Below are 20265 nucleotides of genomic sequence, written 5' to 3'. Positions count from 1 at the left end.
CTTGGACGGACACTTGGTAAATAAAGGGCAAATAAGGCACATTTCAGTTTTGAAATTGTGTCTTTTTTAATTGAAGAAATCAAAGAATGTATTATTGAGAACATAGAACCTATTATCGAGGAAAAGATGCCGTTATACCTTGCTAACGGAGGTTCTTTCTCGGAATGGGTGACATAACATTGGATATGGTTAATGGCAACTATCCTTTGCTTGATTTGCCTTTGCATCCACGATATTCTGAATATAAGGAGGTATCTTTTATGTTTGATATAAAAAAATTTGGTGCATATACTTCAAAGCTTCGTAAAAAAGCAGACATGACACAATCTGAACTTGCTGAACGACTTAACCTGACCCGTCAAGCAATATCAAAATATGAGTGCGGAGACAGTTTCCCCGATATTCGGTATCACTCTTGATGAACTTATTAGTTCCGGCCATCCAACTGATAAGGAAGCCGCCATTCATGAAAGCGCTGTGGAAGGGCAAGATTTATGCAGTGAATTGGACAAACAATGCATATCTGATATAGTAAATATCGCACCGTTGCTAAAACCCAGTTTACTTGACAAAATGGCAAAAGGTCTTGCAAAACATGGAATAGATATTTCTAGCATTGTTTCATTAGCGGAATACATAAATGATGATACAGTTGTCAAACTGCTGGAAATCGCAACATATGACATAATCAATGAAAATTTGCTTGAACGATTAATACCGTTTCTTGACGGAAAAGGTGATTTTAAATCAGAATGAAAGGACAGATGCACCATGAAAAATGAACTGCAAACCCTGCAGTTATTCAGCCACCTCTTCCCTCATATCTACAGAGAGAATGAATGGGGTGATATGGATGATTGCCTGGAGGAATGGAGCGGCGAGCTTTGGGGCGTGACCGGGGTGAAAACTCATGGTATACTGTTTCCCTCTGAGCTTACGGAGCTGACAGAATGGCTCTCCGGACAATTAACGAACCAATGATGACGGTTGACAAGAATACATTTGGTAAAAGGGATTGTTGAATTCATTCGCTATTGCATATATACTGGAATCAATAAACATTGTGGAGGAAAACAAATGCTTGATTATATATCTGTGCAGCAGGCTTCTGAAAAATGGGAAATCTCCAAGCGGAGAATACAAAAGCTATGTGGGGAAAACAGAATTGACGGAGCAGTTCGCTTTGGTCGTGCATGGGCAATTCCAAAAGATGCGGAAAAACCAGTGGATGCCAGAAAAAGGGGAATGAACGATGGAAAATAAAATTTTGCTATTAGAAGATGACATCAGTTTAGTGGATGGGCTGAAATATTCTTTAGAGCGCAATGGCTTTGATGTTGAACTTGTCCGTACGGTAGAAGAAGCCTTGGGCTGGTTACCTATGATTGATAAATACGACTTACTTATTCTTGATGTGACATTGCCGGATGGGACGGGCTTTGAAGTTTGCGAAAAAGTGAGGAAACAAGGATATAAGATTCCTATTCTATTTTTAACCGCTTCCGATGAAGAGGTGAATGTCATTCGGGGGCTGGACTGCGGTGGCGATGACTATGTTACAAAACCTTTTAAACTCGGCGAACTGTGTTCCCGGATACGTGCCCTGCTGCGCCGAATGGGAATTTCCAATCAAAATAACCATACCATAATAGAATGTGGTGATATATCGATTGACCTTTTAGGAAGCCGGGTGTTGTTAAATGGAAAAACTCTGGATTTAACAAGCGCAGAATACCGTCTTATTTGTTTATTCGTAAAAAATGCTAACCGGGTGACTACTCGTAATACTATATTAAATGAACTGTGGGACAATACAGGCGACTTTGTGGACGATAATACTCTTTCCGTTTATGTGCGGCGGCTCCGTGAAAAAATTGAATCTGATCCTTCCCATCCAGAGCATTTAATAACGATCCGGGGATTTGGCTATCAGTGGAACGAGGTATCTGTATGAACCTTTTTCGTGATAAACAATTCAAATATTTTAGTGTGTTTATTTTAACCTTTGTTTTGCTGATTTTTCTTTCTGGCATAGGGTTGAATGCTGTACAGAAAAAAGCCGTGCATGGTTTATTTCTATCGCACGACAATGCCGTTGTGACTTCTTTCTTGGAACAGGGTGTTTCAAAAGATGTGATTGCCAAAGCCATTACGAGTACAACAAACAGCCAAGAGGGGAAAGCACTACTTGCTAATATTGGTGTAACAGAACATACCGCAATAAGATTTCTTCCCTTCATTGCTGAGTTTCAGAAGATTTCAGAATCCTATATGCTGCTTTTTGGAATGCTTCTATCCTCTTTGCTTTTGGTTGGAGCATTCATTTTCTTATGGAAAAGAGAGCAGCTTTATCTTCAGGCGGCAAAGGTGATTACCAATTTTACAGAGAGCGATTTTTCCTGCCACATGCCACAAATGAACGAGGGAACAATCTATCGTCTCTTTGCTTCCGTAGAACAGCTTGCTACAATACTCCAGTCAAAAAGCGAAGCCAGTCAGAAAGCAAAAGAATTTTTAAAAAGTACAATTTCAGACATATCACATCAGCTGAAAACACCGCTTGCGGCACTAACTATGTATCACGAAATCATTGCCGATGAACCGGATCATGTTCAAACCGTAATGGAGTATTCCCAAAAGACAGAATTAGCTCTAAAACGTATGGATCAGCTGATTCAAGTCATGCTGAAAATTACCCGATTAGATGCTGGCAGTATTGCTTTTGAAAAAGAAAGCTGTCGTATATCGAATTTAATTGCTCAAGCTGTCAGTGAACTGACAACACGGGCAGCCAGTGAGGGAAAAGAAATCATCGTCGATGAAACACCGGAAGAAACCCTCCTTTGTGATCAGCAGTGGACCAGCGAAGCGATTGGAAATATCGTTAAAAATGCGTTGGATCATACCAATTCGGGAGGGGAAATCCATATTTCTTGGAACCGATCCCCTGCAATGCTCCGCATATTGATTACAGATAATGGTTCAGGTATTTCTCCGGAAGATTTACATCACGTGTTTAAACGTTTTTACCGCAGCAAAAAATCTCTGGATATGCAGGGAATAGGTCTAGGCCTGTCACTGGCAAAAGCCATTGTTGAGGGTCAGGGCGGCATCATCTCCGTTCAAAGCGCTCTGCATGAGGGGACAGTTTTTACGCTTTCCTTTCTTACGGAACCGTAAGCTGTTATTCACCCGATTGTAAGGTGTACCTGTTATTCTATTCAGAAAGGAGGTACTTAATATATGGATATTTTAAAAGTACAGCATTTATCAAAAACCTATGGAGCGGGTGAAAATCAGGTAAATGCTTTAAAAGATGTTTCTTTTACATTAGAACAGGGCGAATTTGCGGCGGTGGTAGGCGAATCGGGTTCCGGTAAAAGCACACTGCTTAATTGTATTGGAGCTTTAGATACCCCTACTGCCGGTAACATCTACATGGACGGAAAAGATTTATTTTCCATGAAAGAGGAACAGCGTACTATTTTTAGGAGGCGCAATATCGGTTTTGTGTTTCAATTTTTTCAGCTTGTTGCAGAATTAACTGTGGAGCAAAATATTATGTTTCCGATTCTTCTGGATTACCGCAAGCCGGAGCAGTCAACAGTGAATGAGATTTTAGAAGTCTTAGGGCTTCAAGAACGCCGCCATCACTTGCCCAGCCAATTATCCGGCGGTCAGCAGCAGCGTGTTGCAATTGGACGGGCGCTGATAACAAGACCCAAACTGATTCTGGCGGATGAACCCACCGGAAATCTGGATAGCAAAAACAGTCAGGATGTAATCGATTTACTGGACAAGGCATCGCGCCATTATCAGCAAACAATTTTAATGATTACACATAACAATCATCTGACCACGTCAGTAGATCGCGTGCTGCGCGTTTCGGATGGTGTGCTGACGGATTTGGGAGGGAAAGAGAATGAAAAGTTATCTTGACCTTGTTTCCCTTTCAGCAAAAGTCCATAAAAGGCAGAACAGAATGTCTGTATTCTGCATTGTTTTAGCGGTGTTTCTAGTTACGGCTATTTTTGGTATGGCTGACATGTTTATACGCAGCCAGATTATGCAGGCCCGTATGGAGGATGGTAATTGGCATGTAATGGTGCGAAATATAAATGAAGAACAAGCCGCTCTAATTTCTGCACGACCGGATGTAACTGCATCTTCCTGGTATGGTGTCCTTAATTTTAGGGGAGATCAAGGCTATACTGTATCTGGAAAAGATGCTATTATTTTTGGAAGTGATAAAGACTGGATTACCAAGATGCAAACGCAAGACATTCGGGACGGAGCGTTTCCGCAAGATGACCAAGAGGCTATGGTTACCGAAAACGTAAAGACAGTGATTGGTATGCAAATTGGAGATGTGATTTCAGTCGATGGGCCTGACGGAAACATCTATGAGTTTACGATTTCCGGCTTTTTGAATAATGGCGCTAAAACGATGGAAGAAGATTCCTATGGGGTTTGCTTGACGACCAAGGCGTTTCGTTCCCTGTATCCCGGAGTCACGAATGGTGACCCTGCGGAGTATAACAGTGTCTTTTGTGTGCAGTTTTCCACTCATAGCAATATACGCAATACGATTGATGATATGAAGTCTCAGCTTGGACTCTCAGACGAACAGGTTTCGGAAAATACGAAGCTGTTGGGATTGCTTGGGCAAAGCGGAAATTCTTTTATGCTTCAAATCTATAGTTCAGCTGCTGTCTTGTTTCTATTGGTTTTACTGGCAGGCATTATGATGATTGCAAGCAGTCTAAACAGCAATGTCGCACAGCGTACCGAATTTTTTGGAATGATGCGCTGTATCGGTGCGACACCAAAGCAGGTGATGCGATTCGTCCGAAAGGAAGCCCTTGGATGGTGTAAATTCGCAATTCCGCTGGGCATTTCCACGGGAGCCGTTGTTATTTGGATCTTGTGCGCCATACTACGTTTTCTCAGTCCGGAATATTTTGCTGGAATGCCAGCATTTGGAATAAGCTTGCCTAGTATCGTGGCCGGTATCAGTGTAGGTATCCTGACGGTTCTTCTGGCCGCTCGTTCCCCGGCGAAAAGAGCCGCTAAAGTCTCGCCATTGGCAGCCGTATCCGGAAATGCGAATTCTTTACAACCTGTGCGCAAAGCCGCAAATACTACACTTTTTAAGATTGATACAGCTCTTGGTTTCCATCATGCAAAAGCCAGTAAGAAGAATTTTGTTTTGATGGTAGGTTCCTTTTCACTAAGTATTATGCTTTTTTTAGCATTTTCGGTCACAATTGATTTTATGCACCATTCGCTTACTCCCTTAAAGCCATGGACACCGGATTTATCCATTGTCAGCCCGGATAGTACCTGTTCGATTCGCAGTATCTTGTTAGGGGAATTTCAGGAAAATCCGGCGGTTAAACGGGTATACGGACGAAAGTTTGCCTATAATGTACCGGTTACGGTGAATGGACAGGAAAAAAAGGTGGATTTGATTTCTTATGAGGAAAACCAATTTGGATGGGCTAAGAATTCTTTACTGGAGGGATCTTTAGATACCGTCCAACAGGAAAGCAATACCGGTCTGATTGTTTTTAAACCACAAAATACCATAAAAACTGGGGATACGGCTACTCTGCACATAAATGGGCAAACGGCGGATATAAAAATCGTCGGCTCACTTTCTGCCAGTCCTTTTAACAGTGCCCCTGACGTAGGAACAATGATCTGTTCGGAAAATACTTTTCTGCAGCTGACCGGCGAAACGGATTATACAATTATTGATTTGCAGTTATCTAAGAACGCAACGGAAGCTGATGTTGATGAAATTCATAGAATGGTTGGTACGGAGGTCACCTTTTCTGATAAGCGCTCCAGTAATCGCAGCGTAATAGGTTCGTATTACTCTTTTGGATTGTTTATCTATGGTTTTATGGCTTTGATTGCTTTAATTACCATCTTCAATATTGTGAATAGCCTTGCCATGAGCGTTTCCTCCCGTATGAAGCAGTATGGAGCATTTCGTGCCATCGGCTTGAGTAATCGCCAGCTCATAAAAATGATTGTTGCGGAAGCCTCAGCCTATGCGATTACAGGAAGTATCTTCGGCAGTGTTGTCGGGTTAATGCTGAATAAGTTCCTATACGCTAAACTGATAACCTTTCACTGGAGCGAAGAATGGAATATTCCATTCATACAAATAACCATTATTATAGCAGTTGTTTTATTATCCGTTATCTTGGCTGTACGAGGCCCGGTGAAACGCATTCGCGATATGTCAATTGTAGATACCATAAGTGCACAGTAATATTTTCATGTTGCAAAATGGTCCCGTTTAAACGGGGCCATTTTGGCCTACAGAAATGTAAGATAAAAATCACCCGATTGTAAGTTGAAATTGCATTATTGTACCTAAAGTGAGTTGAATAGCATCATGTATGAGGTGTTGGGGGTGTTTGTAAGGGAGAAAAAATGAATGCCTATTATTTGAATTAAAAACGCAAAAGGAATAATACCATATTCCATATGTCAAAAAGATAAACAAATTTTATAGCATAAAACATGCTACCAGATTGAAATGAAATAATCGAAAATGGTAAGATAGCAAGAAATGTGAAAAGTGCCTATCCGATTTTTACTATAATGGCCGTAGGAGGTGGAAACGTGGACAACAATCTACTAAATATAACTCGAATAGTGGATTATATCGAAAGCCACTTGGAAGACAAACTGAGTTTAGAAAGCCTGGCCCATGAAGCTGGATATTCAAAATATCATTTGCATAGGATGTTCACCAGTATTGTTGGCTTTACTGTTCATTTATATGTGCAAAGGCGGCGGTTAACCGAAGCGGCAAGATTACTTATTTTTACTAATCAACCTATTCTGGAAATTGCATTGTTTGCAGGATATGAAACACAACAATCTTTTTCAGTAGCGTTTAAGGCACTTTTTGATTGTAGTCCTCAAGCGTTGAGAAAGAAAAGTGAATTTTACCCTTTACAACTCAAATTCACCGTAGACGGAAAGAAACAATTAAGAGGAGATATGATTATGGATATAAAGACTATAGAAAGCGGGAAAATATTGTTGGTTGGATATACCGCGAATACAAAAAACGGATTTGCTGTTATTAGTGAATGTATGATACGGCTTCAGGCCAATAAAGGAAAGATTGCTAACCGTTCTGATAGGAATTGCTTAATAGGGCTAAATGATTATAAAGATTTTTCCGGCGAAAATGGACAGCCTGCCTTTGATTTTTACGCTGTTGCAGAGGTTACGGATTTTTTCAAAATACCTGATGGAATGGTAACAAAGGAATTGCCAGCAAGCAAGTATGTGGTTTTTAGCTTTACTGGCAGACCGCAAGACTCTCTACAGCCGGTTGCAGATTATATTTATAAAGAGTGGTTCCCGCAGTCTACCTGTCAATTCAACGAAAATGCCATGTATGATTTTACGAAAAGTGATGAATCTGTGGATAAAGACGGGAACGGTAATATAGAATATTGGGTTCCAATTCTGTAATTTAATAAGCTGATACGTAACAAATGGGAATAAAAAACCGATATGGGTCGTGAACATTTGTAGGTATGACCTTACATAACCAAGAGTTCATGCTGAGTTTGTTTATTGTTATTGGTCCCTCTCTCTATTCTCTGGCAATATTTGGCAGAGATATGAATATTATTATGCTTTTTGCTACTATATCACAAGAAACAAAATGGCGGCAATAGTATAATAGACTTATCAAAAAACTATTTAGAAAGATACAATATTGCGGCAAGCAGATCAATAGGTCAATATCCGGTGATCGGCTTCCGTTCCACCGCTTACGGTGTACTTAAAGGCCCGGGAGTCCGTAGAGAAACTGACGAGGATCCCCAAAATAACAGAATAACTAAAAACCAAAGGCTTAAGAGGATTCATCTGCTTAAGCCTTGTTTTTTTCTAGGCAAAAGAAGCTCTGTGTATTATAATGAGAGTCAGAAATGGGGAAGGTTTATGTATCGTGTGGTTCTTGTTGATGATGAGTTTTTAGTCCGTGAGGCAGTAAAGGAAACCATGGACTGGAGCAGCAGGGGATTTGAACTGAAGGGGTGTTTTCCGCATGGGGAGGATGCCATGGATTACATCCGTGACAATCCGGTAGAGGTAGTTCTGACGGATATCTGTATGCCTTATATGGATGGCCTGGAGTTAAGCCGCCTGATTTCAAGGGAGTATCCGCATATCTGTGTGGTCATATTAAGCGGCTATGATAATTTTGAATATGCCAAACAGGCCTTAAAATACCGGGTAAGAGAGTATATTCTGAAGCCTTTTTCTCTTGAAGAGTTGGGACAGGCCCTTGACGGCATTCGCGAAAAGCTGGATCAGGAAAGCCGGGAAAGAAAAAGATTGCTAAAAAATAGAGAGGTTTTAAGGTCAAAGCTTCTGATGCGCCTGATCTGTGGGAATAGTTCTGCTGCTGAACTGGAGGCAGAGCTTAAATCCTATGGCATTGCCCTAAGTGGCTCTAAGTGTATGGTTGCTGTCGGAGATGCGGAAATCAGGGGAGAGGATAAGGAGTCTGCAGAACTTCTGTGTTTTGCTGTCTATAATATTGCAGCTGAAATTATTGGAAGATCAGGTATTGGATATGTGATTCAGAAACTGGACCACCAGCTTGTTTTTCTGCTGTTCGGGAACTTTCATGAACGCTGGGGAGGAAAGGCAGAAAAACTGTTTCAAGTAATCTCAGATAGCGTAAATAATTGTATAGGTATCAGGCTTACCATTGGAATCGGAAGTCCTGTAAACAGTACGGCGCAGCTTTATCTGTCCTATGAGGAGGCAGAGGATATGCTGGAATACCGCTACAGCCAGGAGGCGGGAGCCATTCTGTACAGGGAAAGGGCTGTGAAAGCGGCTGTTTTTGAAGAATGGGAAAAACTGCAGGAGGATTTACTTAATGCGGTCCGGGAAGGAGAAAAAAAGAAAGCCGGAGAGGCTCTTTTCAAACTCTGCCTGCGGATACAGGAATCCTTTTTAAAAAAGGACCGTGCCAAAAGCATCATCATTCATACGCTCTCTGAGGCCAGATCCATGCTGGAAGTTATGGGAATGGAAGGCTTTGAGGCGTATGAGCAGGTAAATAAATATATCTCACAAATAGACGGAAAAAAGTCTCTGGAGGAAGAACGGACGGCTTTGGAGAATATTTTCGAAGGACTAGTAGATGCAGTGGCAGAGGTAAAGGATAAGAAGGGGAATGAGCGGGCGGTACTAGCCGTAGATTATATTAGAAGCCACTATGGTGAAAGTACTTTAAATCTTCAGTCCATGTGCAGCTACTTGGCTATGAGCCCCAGCCGTTTCAGCGCCATGTTCCGGGATTGTATTGGTAAAAGCTTCCTGGAGGTATTAAGTGATACCCGCATGGAAAAGGCCAGAGAACTTCTGGAAACTACCAGCTTAAAAACTTATCAGGTAGCCGAGAAGACCGGGTTTGGAGATCCCCATTATTTCAGTCTTGCTTTTAAAAAGGCAACCGGAAAGACGCCTACAGAATATGCAAAGGAAAAGAGGAGATAAATGAGGTTCCGTTTTCAATTTAAAAGCATCCGCTCCGGCATGCTGATCTGCTTCCTTCCCATCATTCTATCAGCCCTGTTTCTGATCTACGTCTTTTCCTTCCGGTATACCGAAAAAAATGTTCTAAACAATTCCGTAAACTGCACCATGCAGCTGATTGAGCAAGCTAACCATAACATAGATTCCTATCTTGATTATATGGAGAATATTTCCTATCTGATGTCAGGCGATAAGGATCTGCTTCGGTATTTATTTTCTGAAAGAGATCCGATCCGCAGGGAAGAGCTAAGAAGCAGCGTACTGGAACGGTTCCGGCTGGTAAGGGAAACACGGGATGATATTTACAATATTGGCGCCGTGGCCGGTCCCAGCAATATCCTGATAAATGACGGAACCCAGACTTTAAATCCTTATGCGTATATTCTCCATGAAGCCTGGTACCGGGACGCTTTGGAGACCAGTAAAGGGATGACGGTTCTTTCATCTTCCCGGGTGCAGAACATCATCATGAACGAATACCCCTGGGTAGTGACCTTGAGCAGTCCCTTAAGGTATACGGGCAGAACGAAAAATCAGGGAGTTTTCTTTATTGATTTAAATTACAAGGCCATTGAGGAGCAGTGCGAACGAATTGATCTGGGGACCAGAGGATATGTATTTATTCTGGACAAGAAGGGAAATATTCTCTACCACCCCAAGCAGCAGTTGATCTACAGCGGCTTAAAGGAAGAACAGATAAAAGAAGTACTTGACTGCGGGGAGGAATATTTCTTAAGCGGAAAAGGCATGCAACAGAAGCTCTATACCATAACGGAATCCCAAAAAACAGGCTGGACGGTAGTGGGAGTGGCCTATACTTCAGAGCTCTTAAAGAACCGTTCCCAGACACAGCTGATTTATACTCTGGTTACCCTGTTGCTGTGTCTGGTTCTGACCGCTGCCGTGACAATACTTTCCCGCAGAATAACAAAGCCCATGATTCTTTTGCAGGAGTCCATGAAACGGGTGGAAAGAGGGAATTTTGAACAGGTGGATCTGACCCGAATACCTGACCATGAAATCAGGACTTTGGGAAATGCCTTCAACATGATGGCAGATGAGATTCAGAAGCTGATGGCGGAAAATATTAGGGAACAAGAGGAAAAACGCAGGAATGAAATGAAGGCCCTGCTGTCTCAGATAAATCCCCATTTTCTCTACAATACGCTGGATTCCATTGTATGGATGGCCGAAGCCGGAAAGAACCGTGAGGTGGTCCATATGACCATGGCCTTAGCCAGGCTTTTAAGGCGGTCCATCAGCAGTGATCAGGAGCTTTTTACCATAAAGCAGGAAACCGATTATGTAAAGAACTACCTGGATATTCAGCAGATGCGCTATAAGGACAAACTGGATTATGAAATGGCCATTGATGAATCTATAATGGAGAAGCTGGTGATTAGGCTGGTATTGCAGCCGCTTGCTGAGAACGCTATTTACCACGGAATTAAATATAAAAGCGGCAGGGGGCTTATTCGGATTGAGGCCTACCCGGAGGGAAGGGATATTATATTGAAGGTAACGGATAACGGAAAAGGGATGACCGAAGAACAGATGAAATCCATTTTTCAAAAGCATAAGGTCAACTATAAGAGAAATGGAGTGGGAGTGTATAATGTGCAGACCCGGCTGAAACTGTATTATGGCAGGGAATACGGTCTCTGCTATGAAAGCAGCCCCAGCGGGGGAACTGCTGCTATTGTCCGTATTCCGGACATGGAGGGAGGCGGTGAAAGTGAAAAAGAGCACAGGAATTAAGCTGGGAGCGTACCTGCTCTTACTGGGAGCGGTCTTTGGAATCTGCTATCAGCTTTATGAAACAACAGGAGAGAAGGCCGGGCCAAAGATTATTCTGATTCCCAAAAAGATTGACGAGAGCAACGAATTCTGGTCCTCCGTTATAGCGGGAGCCCAGGTTGCGTCTAAAGAGTATAACGTAGAATTAAGCCTGATGGCTCCGGAAACGGAAACGGATGTAGAAGGACAGAACCGGTTGATACTGGAGGCGGCGAGGAGAAGGCCGGATGCGATTTTAGTCAGTCCCTGCTCCTATGAGGAAACTACCTCTAGCATCCGACAGGCTGTAAATCAGGGAGTTAAGGTTATTCTCATTGATTCCAATATCAATGAAAGCTTGTCCATTCCTCTTGTTGCCACGGACAATGTGGAAATTGGAAGAAGACTGGGGGAATATATGAAGGAACTTCTTCCGGAGAATCCCAAAATCGGTCTGGTAGGACATGTAAAAGGCAGCTCTACAGCCATAGACCGGGAGAAGGGAATACGGGAAGGCCTGGGAAAAGAGGCTGGAGCTATTGAAGAAGTGGTATTCTGTGATTCCATCTATCAGGAGGCATATGATGTAACCTTGCAGCTTTTAAAAAGGCATCCTGAGATCAATATTATAGCCGGATTTAATGAGTATTCCTCCCTCGGTGCCGCCAGTGCAGTACGGGATCTGGGACTCAAAGGTAAGGTGAAAACCTTTGGAATTGATAGCTCCGTATCTCAGATTCAGCTTCTGGAATCCGGTGTATATCAGGCGCTGGCTATTCAGAATCCGTTTAATATGGGGTATCTGGGAATTGAAGAGGCAGTTAAACGCATAAAAGGAGGAAAAACCGATCTGTTTTTAAACTCTGGCTCCAAGCTGGTCACTGTGGGGGATATCTATTCCGAAGAAAATGAAAAGCTGTTGTTTCCCTTTCTGGGAAGCAGGGCAACGAAAAAAGAAGAGATCAACAGCCAATAGAATGTGAAGGAAAAGAACCTTCCAAAAAGGGTTAATATGCTTGAAAAAGTAATATTTTAACCTATTTTGGGAGGTTTTTCGATTTTTTAAAAAACTTTATCCTGATATACTGAGTCAAGATTAAAGAGACGTAGAGGAACGGAGGGAGATCAGTGGGAGAGGTTATTTTGACCATGAAGAATATTGATAAATCCTTTGCAGGGGTTTATGCGCTGAAAAAGGCCAGTCTGGAGCTGAAGCGGGGAGAGGTTCATGCTCTAATGGGAGAAAACGGCGCAGGAAAATCCACGTTGATGAAAATTTTGACCGGCATTTACAGCAGGGATGAGGGAACCATTGTTTTTGAAGAACAGGAAGTTCAGTTTAAAAACCCGAAAGAGGCCCAGGACGCAGGAATCGTAATCGTTCATCAGGAGTTAAATATGATGAATCATCTGACCGTCGCCCAGAACATCTTTATTGGAAGAGAAAGGATGAGCGGGAGGCTTGTAGATGACAAGAGGATGGCAGAGGATGCAGCAGAGCTATTTCGTAAGCTGAATATAAAAATAGATCCAAATGAAAATATGGGGCGTCTGACGGTAGGGCGGCAGCAGATGTGTGAAATAGCAAAGGCTATTTCCACAGAAGCAAAGGTAATTGTATTCGATGAACCAACGGCGGCCCTGACGGAGTCTGAAATCAATGAGCTGTTCAAAATCATCCGGGATCTGCGTGACAAAGGAATCGGAATTATTTACATATCCCACCGGATGGATGAGATCAATCAGATCACCGATCGTGTCACCGTCATGCGTGACGGCGAATATGTGGGGACTCTGATTACTGAGGACTGTACGAAGGATGATATCATCCGCATGATGGTTGGACGGACCGTTTATGAGGCACCCAAGACAAAAAGCAGCGTACCAGAGGATGCTCCGGTGGTTCTTAAGGTGGAGAACTTAAATGTAGGAAGAGCCGTAAAGGATTTAAGCTTCGAACTTCATAAGGGGGAGATCCTGGGCTTTTCCGGGCTAATGGGAGCTGGACGCACGGAGAGTGCCAGGGCTATTTTCGGAGCGGATAAAAAAGATAGCGGAGAAATTTTTGTCTATGGAAAAAGGGTGGATATCCGTTCTCCTAAAGATGCGGTAAAAGCCGGAATCTGCTATTTATCTGAGGACCGGAAACGGTATGGCGTTATCGTGGAAAAGTCAGTGGTGGTAAATACTACCATGTCTTCTGTGAAGCAGTTTACCAGAGGGCTGTTTCTTGACAATAAGGCGGAAGTAAGGACAGCGGAGAAGTATGTGAAAGCCTTGAAGACCAAAACTCCTTCTGTACATCAGCAGGTGAGAAATCTATCCGGAGGTAATCAGCAGAAAGTGGTGATTGCCAAATGGCTTACCAGAAACTGTGAAATCCTGATCTTTGATGAGCCAACCAGAGGGATCGATGTAGGTGCGAAAAGTGAAATCTACACGCTGATGAATGAACTGGTCAAACAGGGAAAATCAATTATCATGATTTCCTCAGAGCTGACCGAGGTTCTTCGGATGAGTGACCGTATTCTGGTCATGTGTGAGGGGCGCAAGACGGGAGAAATAAACATTAATGAGGCGACCCAGGAAAAGATCATGCATGCTGCAACCATAAGAAATTAACCAGGAGGAATTATAAAGATGGAAGATAAAAACAATCAGGCAAAAAAAGACCATGGGAGCCTGCTTCAGGCAATCGGTACTCAAAAATTAGTCGCAATTATCGCATTAGTTGTGTTATTCCTGTTTTTCTGTTTTTTTGGGAAAAATTTTGCAAAATACAGCACCATAATCAGTATCCTGGATTCTTCTTATTATATCGGAATCATGGCAATCGGCGTGACCTTTGTCATCATTACCGGAGGTATTGATTTATCCATAGGAACCTCCTGTATCTGCTGCTCCCTTATAACGGGAACTCTGTTTACCAAAGCCGGATTGCCTATGCCAGTGTGCGTGGTTCTGGCTGTTCTTCTGGGAGGATTATTCGGACTGGCTAACGGAATTATGGTATCGGTTATGAAGCTCCCGGCTTTTATCGCCACATTGGGAACGATGATGATTACCAGAGGCTTAGGCTCTATTGTTACCAATACAGCTACCGTAACCTTCCCGCAGGCAACGGCTTCCGGAGGAGCCTTTCGAAGCCTTTTTAAGCTGAAAGCGCCGGGGCTTCCCCAGGCAGGAATACCAACAGGCTTTATATTGCTTCTCATTCTGGCTGTGGCCATGGCTGTTCTTCTGAATAAAACACGACCGGGCCGCTACATTCTGTCTTTGGGAAGCAATAAAGAGGCCACACGGCTGTCCGGTGTGGATGTGATGAAATATGAAACTCTGGCCTTTGTCATCAGTGGATTATTTGCCGGTCTGGCAGGTGTATCCTATGCGGCCGTATATTCCACTCTGATGCCAGGTACGGGAAACGGTTTTGAACTGGATGCAATTGCAGGAGTTGTTATCGGCGGAACCAGTCTGGCGGGCGGCGTAGGCTCCATTGCAGGAACCTTGATTGGCGTATTTATCATGGCTGTTTTAAAGACCGGCCTTCCCTTTATAGGGGTACAGCCTCATTACCAGCTTTTAATTACCGGATTTGTCCTTGTGATAGCAGTCTTTGTAGATGTGCTGAACCGGAGAAAGCAGGGGAAGGCTTAAAGAGATTCCATCTATTATTAATTAATCTTCCGCTAAAAATGGGAAATTATAAAAAAATTTAGGGAGGTTTTCAAATGAAACTAAATCGATTACTTGGTGCATTCCTATGCGCGGCAATGACTTCTGCAATTCTGTCAGGATGTTCCGGAGAGACACAGGCTCCGGCACCTGCTTCTACAGAGGCTCCTGCCCCGAAGGAAGAGACTTCAAAGACTGAAAGTCCGAAGGCGGCAGAGGACGGAACGATCGACTACAGCAGTATTTCGATAGAGATCGTGGCAAAGGGATTTCAGCATGATTTTTGGAAGGCAGTTAAGATGGGTTCAGAGCAGGCGGCAAAGGATTTAGGCTTAAAATCCACCAATTTTGTAGGTCCGGCCAATGAAAGCGCCGTAGCTGAGCAGATTGAGCAATTAAACAATGCGGTTAATAAACAACCCAGTGCCATCTGTCTGGCAGCCCTTGATACCCAGTCGTCTTTGGATGCCATTTCCAATGCTCAGGCGGCAGGCATTCCTATCGTAGGCTTTGATTCCGGAGTTCCAGATGCGCCAAAAGGCGCCATTGTAGCAAATGCAGCAACGGATAATTATGTGGCAGGAGGTCTGGCAGCTGAAAAAATGTACGACATCATCAAGGAACAGGTAACAGATCCCGCCCAGGTAGTAAGAATCGGTGTGGTTTCTCAGGATGCCACCTCCCAATCTATCGGGGAGAGAACCGGAGGCTTTATTGACAAGATGCGCACCCTGATCGGAGAAAGCAACTGTGCGGTGGAAGGACATGACAAGTACAACGTAAAGGCTGATGGGGCAAAGGTGATTATTGATGTGGGAATTCCGGCAACCGTGGATGACGCATCCTGCGTTATTGTGGCCAGCACGTTGTTAAATAAGAACGATCTCATTGCCATTTATGCTTCAAATGAGTTTACTGCAAAGAATTTGGTAACTGCCAATGAAAGCCTTCAGAAGCTGGGATCGGATAAAGTGATCGGTGTAGGCTTTGATTCCGGCTCCATTCAGCTTGACGCCGTAAAGAACGGGATCCTGGCAGGCTCCATTACCCAGAATCCGGTACAAATCGGATATCAGGCGGTTATGCTGGCAGCAAAGGCGGCAACCGGGCAACCGGTTAACGATATAGACACAGGCTGTCTATGGTACGACGCCTCCAATATGGACACAGCAGAAGTAGCGCCATGTCTGTATAAATAAAACATATTTTAAGAAAAGAAAGCCATTTCCAGTTCCTGTTTTTAGGAAGTTAGGAAATGGCTTTCCTTTCATTCTACGCGGCGTTTTGAAAATGCTACAAACCAGCGCTTAATCATTGGTTCCCTTTATAAAGAAGTCCACCCGCCTGTTTCATCATGGAAAAGCAAAGCCCCAGTGCAGGAGCCGTAGCTGCTATCATATCCAGCATTGCTGCGCCCTTTTGATGCCGCTGTTTCATGAAATAAGTAGAACCTTCCAATAAATTTCTCAACTGATCTTCATCCGCACCATCAATGATATGTTGAATTCCCATCTTCAAGAATGCATCATCAGTTAAATCATCAATATGATTATCAAGAACAAGAAGCCCATCCTTCCGGGATATTTCGGCGCTTCTGACTAAAGAAGCAATATCCTTTTTACATCAAAATGTGATTTAGAAAAGGCCTTTTTAATTACGGTTCCTATGGTTTTAAGCCTTTGAGGAGGAAAAGCCATTATAGTGGCTCCGATGGTTCCACCGAAAATAATTAATGCCGAGGGCACGTTCCAAATTAGTTCTGCATGACCAGATACTGTGCTCTTATAAGAAGACAAATTTTGTTATGAAATCTTCCCAGAACCCTTGACACAAGGAAGTGTAAATGATATAGTTACAGTCACAAACTGTAACTGATTAAAGTACAGAATCAAATAACTTTGCATTAAAATAGATGCCGCATTAGGGTATTCCATAGATAAGAGTGTGGGGACGATGCCCTGATGGTTTTAGGCGCGGATTGGAATTGCATTTGGCTATGCAAGCGGACAGCTTTCCGAGGATATTATGAAAAGCATCATTGAGCAGACGATGAAAGGAGAGCGGAATTGAATCCATGGGTAAGTACAGGGAAAGAAGAAGAAAAATAAAAAGAAACAGAAATATAGCAGTGGGTGTGCTGCTTCTGGCAGCTCTGTCAGCCGGAGGTTATCTGTATTCCAGGGCCGGTTCCAACGGCCCGCGGTCAGTGGAAGAGTCAGAAAAGGGAACTACCCCGGGCCTGACGGATAAAATCCTTTCCGCAGCCCGGGTGGGACAGACAGACTTGACCGGTCTTACAGTAATGGAGGCAGAAGAAACCCTGAAAGAACGTTATCAGTGGGAGCTGATTGTCAGTGACGGGAAGGATTCGGTTTTATTGGACAATCTTTTAGAACCACAGCTTCAGGCGATTATAAAGCAATTGGAGGGAACGTCCCCGGATCAAAAGCAGCAGTATGAAATTGATTATGAAGCCTTAAGAGAGCCATTTATCAGTCAAGCGGCTTCGCTTGCTGATCGTTGGAATAAAAGCGCTGTTAACTCCGAGCTGGAATCTTTTAACAAGACAAGCGGGGCTTTCGTGTATACAAAAGAACAGAACGGTCGCGTTCTGGATCAGGAGAAGCTGGTGGAGCAGCTGATGGACGCAGCAAAATCAGAGAATTACCAAGCTGAAATCATGGCAGGTTTTACGGAAACATCCCCTGAAAGGACTCAGAGCCAGGCAAAAGAGCAGTATAAGGTCGTCGGAACCTTTACAACGATGACGACGGATAATAAAAACAGAAATCAAAACATCCGTCTGGCAGTAGATTCCCTCAATGGACTAATACTTAAGCCGGGAGAAGAATTTTCCTTTAACAATACTACCGGGAACCGTACAAAGGAAAAAGGATATCAGCCCGCCGGTGCATACCGGAACGGAGTCCTGATTGAAGAACCGGGCGGAGGCGTGTGCCAGGTATCCACCACCCTGTATCATGCCATCATTGAAGTCGGTTTTAAAACCACGGAGCGCAATGCCCACAGCTTTGCACCGTCCTATGTGGAAAAGGGACAGGATGCCATGGTCAGCTTTGACGGCTACGCAGGTCCGGATTTAAAATTTGTAAATACCAGCGGTCATACCATGGCGATCCGGGCTGCGCTGGACGGGAAAAGCTTAAAGCTCTCCCTGGTGGGACTTCCAATCCTGGAGGCTGGGGTGAAAGTGTCAATCCGATCCGAGAAGGTTCGTGATTTAGAGCCGTTGGAGCCTGTATACGAGGAAAATCCTGCATTGCCCTATGGAACGGAAAAGGTAGTCGATAAGGGCGCCATCGGCGGCGTTTACAAAAGCTACCGGGTGTATAAAAAGGGAGATACGGTGATAAAGGAAGAGCCGCTTCATAATAGTACTTATAAAGGGAAACCTGCAGTCATTAATCGGAATACCACAGTGCCTCCAGCGGAAACCGAGTCCCAGACGTCTACGGAGACACAGCCGCAGACCACGGAAGTGCAAGAGAATTCGGAGATCGGACCTGGGGCTGGAGGTTCGGAGACTACTGGTACGGAGATGGACATACCGGTGGTTCCGGCAGCAGAATAAGATATGGAAAAAGGTACTTCAAACGTTTTACAAACGGTTGGAGTACCTTTTTTGTGAATCTGACGCTTTCATCCGATAAAGCCTGGTTATATTTTCGAAATAAAATGCGGCAGGATATGTGACAATGTTTGCTTTGATGGCTATATTCCCATTTTTAACGGGGATCTTTTATTTTGTTAATTTAAGACTTAAAAATAGAGCAGAAAAGTAGTATAATTACCAATAGCAGGAGAATCTTGCACGGTTTTTGATTCATGACGGAGCATTTAGCCTGGGATTCAGTGGTTTATGTCCTCTATGAATGTTGTTAACATGGTTCTAATGAGGTGTTGTTGCAAAGCAAAAGGCAGACGTGAAAAATCATATCTCTTGAAAGGAGGTATCAATATGAAAATAGGACATGGACTGTATGTCAAAAACAGCGTGGAGGCAGTAGAACTATATAAGGAAGTATTCGGGTTGGAGTTAGGGTATCATGTCAAAAACCCTGATGGAACATATTTTCATTCAGAACTCTATAAAAACGGCGAAGAAATTCTTTCTGTTGTCGAAGCGGAAAACAATGACATCAAGGACCAAAGGGTACAGTTGGGTGCTACATTTGGTGATGAAACAGAAGTGAAAAAAGCGTATGCACTCCTTAGCGAGGGCGGAATAATAAAAACACCCATCGGGCCATTACCATGGAGCCCATGCGCTGCCGAAGTAATAGATAAATTTGGTGTTTGGTGGTATATCACAGCCCCGCAGCATCATCCGCCCGAAGATTATGACGCAAACGCCCCTTGGGATTCGAGCATGTATAAAAAGCCTGAATAGAACAAGCATAATGCGGGTTCACTTTCTCATCCGGATGCGAGATTACCTAAATATTTATTCCACAATTAACGTACCTTTTAATATCGGTTATATTTTGAGGGATAGAATAGGAAGTTGTTTTCAATATATAAGAGGGAAAGGAAATATGAAAATGGATATATCCGTTTCAAATGAAATTCCAAATGCACAGGAATATAATAATTTACGAATAATTTCTGGATTGAGTCCAAAAGATGAAGCGGCTTCAGAAGTGGGATTTAAAAATTCTATCTATATTGTTACTTTAAGGGACTCTGATAAACTAATTGGCATGGGAAGAATTATAGGGGATAAAGGATGCTTTTATCATATCGTGGACATTGCTGTTGCCCCCTCATACCAGGGAAAAGGACTAGGTAAACGGATTATGTCAGAAATAAATACATACCTGGAGAATAACATTCCGAAAAATTCTTATGTTAGCCTGATTGCTGATATACCGGCGGATGAACTATATAAAAAATTTGGATTTGTGTATTCGGCTCCAAAGTCTGTTGGCATGGTGAAAAAAATATAATTGGAGGAAAATAGTTCTCGGACAGAAGAAATCCTATAGTGGGCGGCTGCCATTTAACAACACTTTGTTGTTAAATAATAGCCGCCCTTTAAATATTTCATTGCTCCCAGCTGCCACAGAGCCTTTAGCATGATGAGGTTTAGATGAAAGCTGATATGATGTTTAAATATTATTTTTTTTTAAACTGAGAATTCTTTGCAGTAACCATTTGCTTTCAATGCAAAGAAACAGTGCATTAAGGCCTGTTCTCTAT

Annotated in this window: 20 protein-coding genes; 18 read left to right on the top strand and 2 right to left on the bottom strand. The window is 43.1% G+C overall.

The window, feature by feature from the left end; all coding sequences use genetic code 11:
* Nucleotides 1-164 precede the first annotated feature (164 nt).
* The 15 genes from H171_RS24570 to H171_RS09635 all read left to right on the top strand — a co-directional run bounded on the left by H171_RS24570 (nucleotide 165) and on the right by H171_RS09635 (nucleotide 16244).
* Nucleotides 165-419: a helix-turn-helix domain-containing protein gene (locus H171_RS24570; protein WP_242976929.1), complete on the top strand. Its 255-nt coding sequence runs from the start codon at nucleotides 165-167 to the stop codon at nucleotides 417-419.
* A complete protein-coding gene (locus tag H171_RS09700) occupies nucleotides 376-756 on the top strand; it encodes a hypothetical protein (protein ID WP_157803137.1) in 381 nt (126 codons plus the stop codon). The genes H171_RS24570 and H171_RS09700 overlap by 44 nt, the downstream gene beginning before the upstream one ends.
* Nucleotides 757-771: 15 nt before the next feature.
* Entirely contained in the window at nucleotides 772-981 is a 210-nt protein-coding gene (locus tag H171_RS09695; protein ID WP_242976928.1) for a hypothetical protein, read from the top strand.
* Between the two features lie 96 nt (nucleotides 982-1077).
* Complete coding sequence (locus H171_RS09690; protein WP_100304949.1) at nucleotides 1078-1263, top strand: DNA-binding protein; 186 nt, start codon at nucleotides 1078-1080, stop codon at nucleotides 1261-1263.
* The gene (locus H171_RS09685) at nucleotides 1253-1954 is read left to right on the top strand and encodes a response regulator transcription factor (RefSeq protein WP_100304948.1); all 702 of its coding nucleotides are present in this window, start codon (nucleotides 1253-1255) and stop codon (nucleotides 1952-1954) included. The genes H171_RS09690 and H171_RS09685 overlap by 11 nt, the downstream gene beginning before the upstream one ends.
* The gene (locus H171_RS09680; RefSeq protein WP_100304947.1) at nucleotides 1951-3180 is read left to right on the top strand and encodes a sensor histidine kinase; all 1230 of its coding nucleotides are present in this window, start codon (nucleotides 1951-1953) and stop codon (nucleotides 3178-3180) included. Before H171_RS09685 ends, H171_RS09680 begins: the two co-directional genes overlap by 4 nt.
* 63 nt (nucleotides 3181-3243) lie before the next feature.
* Entirely contained in the window at nucleotides 3244-3939 is a 696-nt protein-coding gene (locus H171_RS09675; protein WP_100304946.1) for an ABC transporter ATP-binding protein, read from the top strand.
* Nucleotides 3923-6283, top strand: a complete 2361-nt coding sequence (locus H171_RS09670; protein ID WP_100304945.1) for an ABC transporter permease — start codon at nucleotides 3923-3925, stop codon at nucleotides 6281-6283. The genes H171_RS09675 and H171_RS09670 overlap by 17 nt, the downstream gene beginning before the upstream one ends.
* A 356-nt stretch (nucleotides 6284-6639) precedes the next feature.
* The gene (locus H171_RS09665) at nucleotides 6640-7506 is read left to right on the top strand and encodes an AraC family transcriptional regulator (protein WP_166433602.1); all 867 of its coding nucleotides are present in this window, start codon (nucleotides 6640-6642) and stop codon (nucleotides 7504-7506) included.
* Nucleotides 7507-7983: 477 nt separating this feature from the next.
* A complete protein-coding gene (locus H171_RS09660) occupies nucleotides 7984-9555 on the top strand; it encodes a response regulator (protein WP_100304943.1) in 1572 nt (523 codons plus the stop codon).
* The gene (locus H171_RS09655) at nucleotides 9556-11352 is read left to right on the top strand and encodes a cache domain-containing sensor histidine kinase (protein ID WP_100304942.1); all 1797 of its coding nucleotides are present in this window, start codon (nucleotides 9556-9558) and stop codon (nucleotides 11350-11352) included. It abuts the gene before it with no gap.
* Nucleotides 11330-12346, top strand: a complete 1017-nt coding sequence (locus H171_RS09650; protein ID WP_157803136.1) for a substrate-binding domain-containing protein — start codon at nucleotides 11330-11332, stop codon at nucleotides 12344-12346. Before H171_RS09655 ends, H171_RS09650 begins: the two co-directional genes overlap by 23 nt.
* 152 nt (nucleotides 12347-12498) lie before the next feature.
* Entirely contained in the window at nucleotides 12499-13992 is a 1494-nt protein-coding gene (locus tag H171_RS09645; RefSeq protein WP_100304940.1) for a sugar ABC transporter ATP-binding protein, read from the top strand.
* A gap of 18 nt (nucleotides 13993-14010) precedes the next feature.
* Nucleotides 14011-15027, top strand: a complete 1017-nt coding sequence (locus H171_RS09640; protein ID WP_100304939.1) for an ABC transporter permease — start codon at nucleotides 14011-14013, stop codon at nucleotides 15025-15027.
* Between the two features lie 74 nt (nucleotides 15028-15101).
* A complete protein-coding gene (locus H171_RS09635; protein ID WP_100304938.1) occupies nucleotides 15102-16244 on the top strand; it encodes an ABC transporter substrate-binding protein in 1143 nt (380 codons plus the stop codon).
* 112 nt (nucleotides 16245-16356) lie between these two features.
* Here H171_RS09635 and H171_RS09630 read toward each other — a convergent pair whose 3' ends face one another.
* Both H171_RS09630 and H171_RS25010 read right to left on the bottom strand, forming a co-directional pair.
* Nucleotides 16357-16590, bottom strand: a complete 234-nt coding sequence (locus H171_RS09630) for a MotA/TolQ/ExbB proton channel family protein (RefSeq protein ID WP_330404287.1) — start codon at nucleotides 16588-16590, stop codon at nucleotides 16357-16359.
* Between the two features lie 53 nt (nucleotides 16591-16643).
* Nucleotides 16644-16841, bottom strand: coding sequence for a motility-associated protein (locus H171_RS25010; RefSeq protein WP_408645630.1), 198 nt, complete (start codon nucleotides 16839-16841; stop codon nucleotides 16644-16646).
* Nucleotides 16842-17119: 278 nt separating this feature from the next.
* Between H171_RS25010 and H171_RS09625 the strand changes: the two genes are divergently transcribed.
* The 3 genes from H171_RS09625 (at nucleotide 17120) to H171_RS09615 (ending at nucleotide 20012) form a co-directional block, all read left to right on the top strand.
* A complete protein-coding gene (locus H171_RS09625) occupies nucleotides 17120-18637 on the top strand; it encodes a VanW family protein (protein ID WP_100304936.1) in 1518 nt (505 codons plus the stop codon).
* Between the two features lie 387 nt (nucleotides 18638-19024).
* Entirely contained in the window at nucleotides 19025-19456 is a 432-nt protein-coding gene (locus tag H171_RS09620; protein ID WP_207655180.1) for a VOC family protein, read from the top strand.
* Nucleotides 19457-19601: 145 nt separating this feature from the next.
* Complete coding sequence (locus H171_RS09615) at nucleotides 19602-20012, top strand: GNAT family N-acetyltransferase (RefSeq protein ID WP_100304935.1); 411 nt, start codon at nucleotides 19602-19604, stop codon at nucleotides 20010-20012.
* The last annotated feature ends 253 nt before the right edge of the window (nucleotides 20013-20265 follow it).

It is taken from the genome of [Clostridium] celerecrescens 18A (genome assembly GCF_002797975.1).
GTDB classification, from domain to species: domain Bacteria; phylum Bacillota; class Clostridia; order Lachnospirales; family Lachnospiraceae; genus Lacrimispora; species Lacrimispora celerecrescens.
This window is presented reverse-complemented; position numbering and strand designations above follow the sequence as displayed.

Excerpts from the sequence above, each read along its gene's own strand:
- H171_RS24570 (WP_242976929.1), top strand. The coding sequence starts at position 165 with ATGGGTGACATAACATTGGATATGGTTAATGGCAACTATCCTTTGCTT.
- H171_RS09700 (WP_157803137.1), top strand. The coding sequence starts at position 376 with ATGAGTGCGGAGACAGTTTCCCCGATATTCGGTATCACTCTTGATGAA.
- H171_RS09695 (WP_242976928.1), top strand. The coding sequence starts at position 772 with ATGAAAAATGAACTGCAAACCCTGCAGTTATTCAGCCACCTCTTCCCT.
- H171_RS09690 (WP_100304949.1), top strand. The coding sequence starts at position 1,078 with ATGCTTGATTATATATCTGTGCAGCAGGCTTCTGAAAAATGGGAAATC.
- H171_RS09685 (WP_100304948.1), top strand. The coding sequence starts at position 1,253 with ATGGAAAATAAAATTTTGCTATTAGAAGATGACATCAGTTTAGTGGAT.
- H171_RS09680 (WP_100304947.1), top strand. The coding sequence starts at position 1,951 with ATGAACCTTTTTCGTGATAAACAATTCAAATATTTTAGTGTGTTTATT.
- H171_RS09675 (WP_100304946.1), top strand. The coding sequence starts at position 3,244 with ATGGATATTTTAAAAGTACAGCATTTATCAAAAACCTATGGAGCGGGT.
- H171_RS09670 (WP_100304945.1), top strand. The coding sequence starts at position 3,923 with ATGAAAAGTTATCTTGACCTTGTTTCCCTTTCAGCAAAAGTCCATAAA.
- H171_RS09660 (WP_100304943.1), top strand. The coding sequence starts at position 7,984 with ATGTATCGTGTGGTTCTTGTTGATGATGAGTTTTTAGTCCGTGAGGCA.
- H171_RS09655 (WP_100304942.1), top strand. The coding sequence starts at position 9,556 with ATGAGGTTCCGTTTTCAATTTAAAAGCATCCGCTCCGGCATGCTGATC.
- H171_RS09640 (WP_100304939.1), top strand. The coding sequence starts at position 14,011 with ATGGAAGATAAAAACAATCAGGCAAAAAAAGACCATGGGAGCCTGCTT.
- H171_RS09635 (WP_100304938.1), top strand. The coding sequence starts at position 15,102 with ATGAAACTAAATCGATTACTTGGTGCATTCCTATGCGCGGCAATGACT.
- H171_RS09625 (WP_100304936.1), top strand. The coding sequence starts at position 17,120 with ATGGGTAAGTACAGGGAAAGAAGAAGAAAAATAAAAAGAAACAGAAAT.
- H171_RS09620 (WP_207655180.1), top strand. The coding sequence starts at position 19,025 with ATGAAAATAGGACATGGACTGTATGTCAAAAACAGCGTGGAGGCAGTA.
- H171_RS09615 (WP_100304935.1), top strand. The coding sequence starts at position 19,602 with ATGAAAATGGATATATCCGTTTCAAATGAAATTCCAAATGCACAGGAA.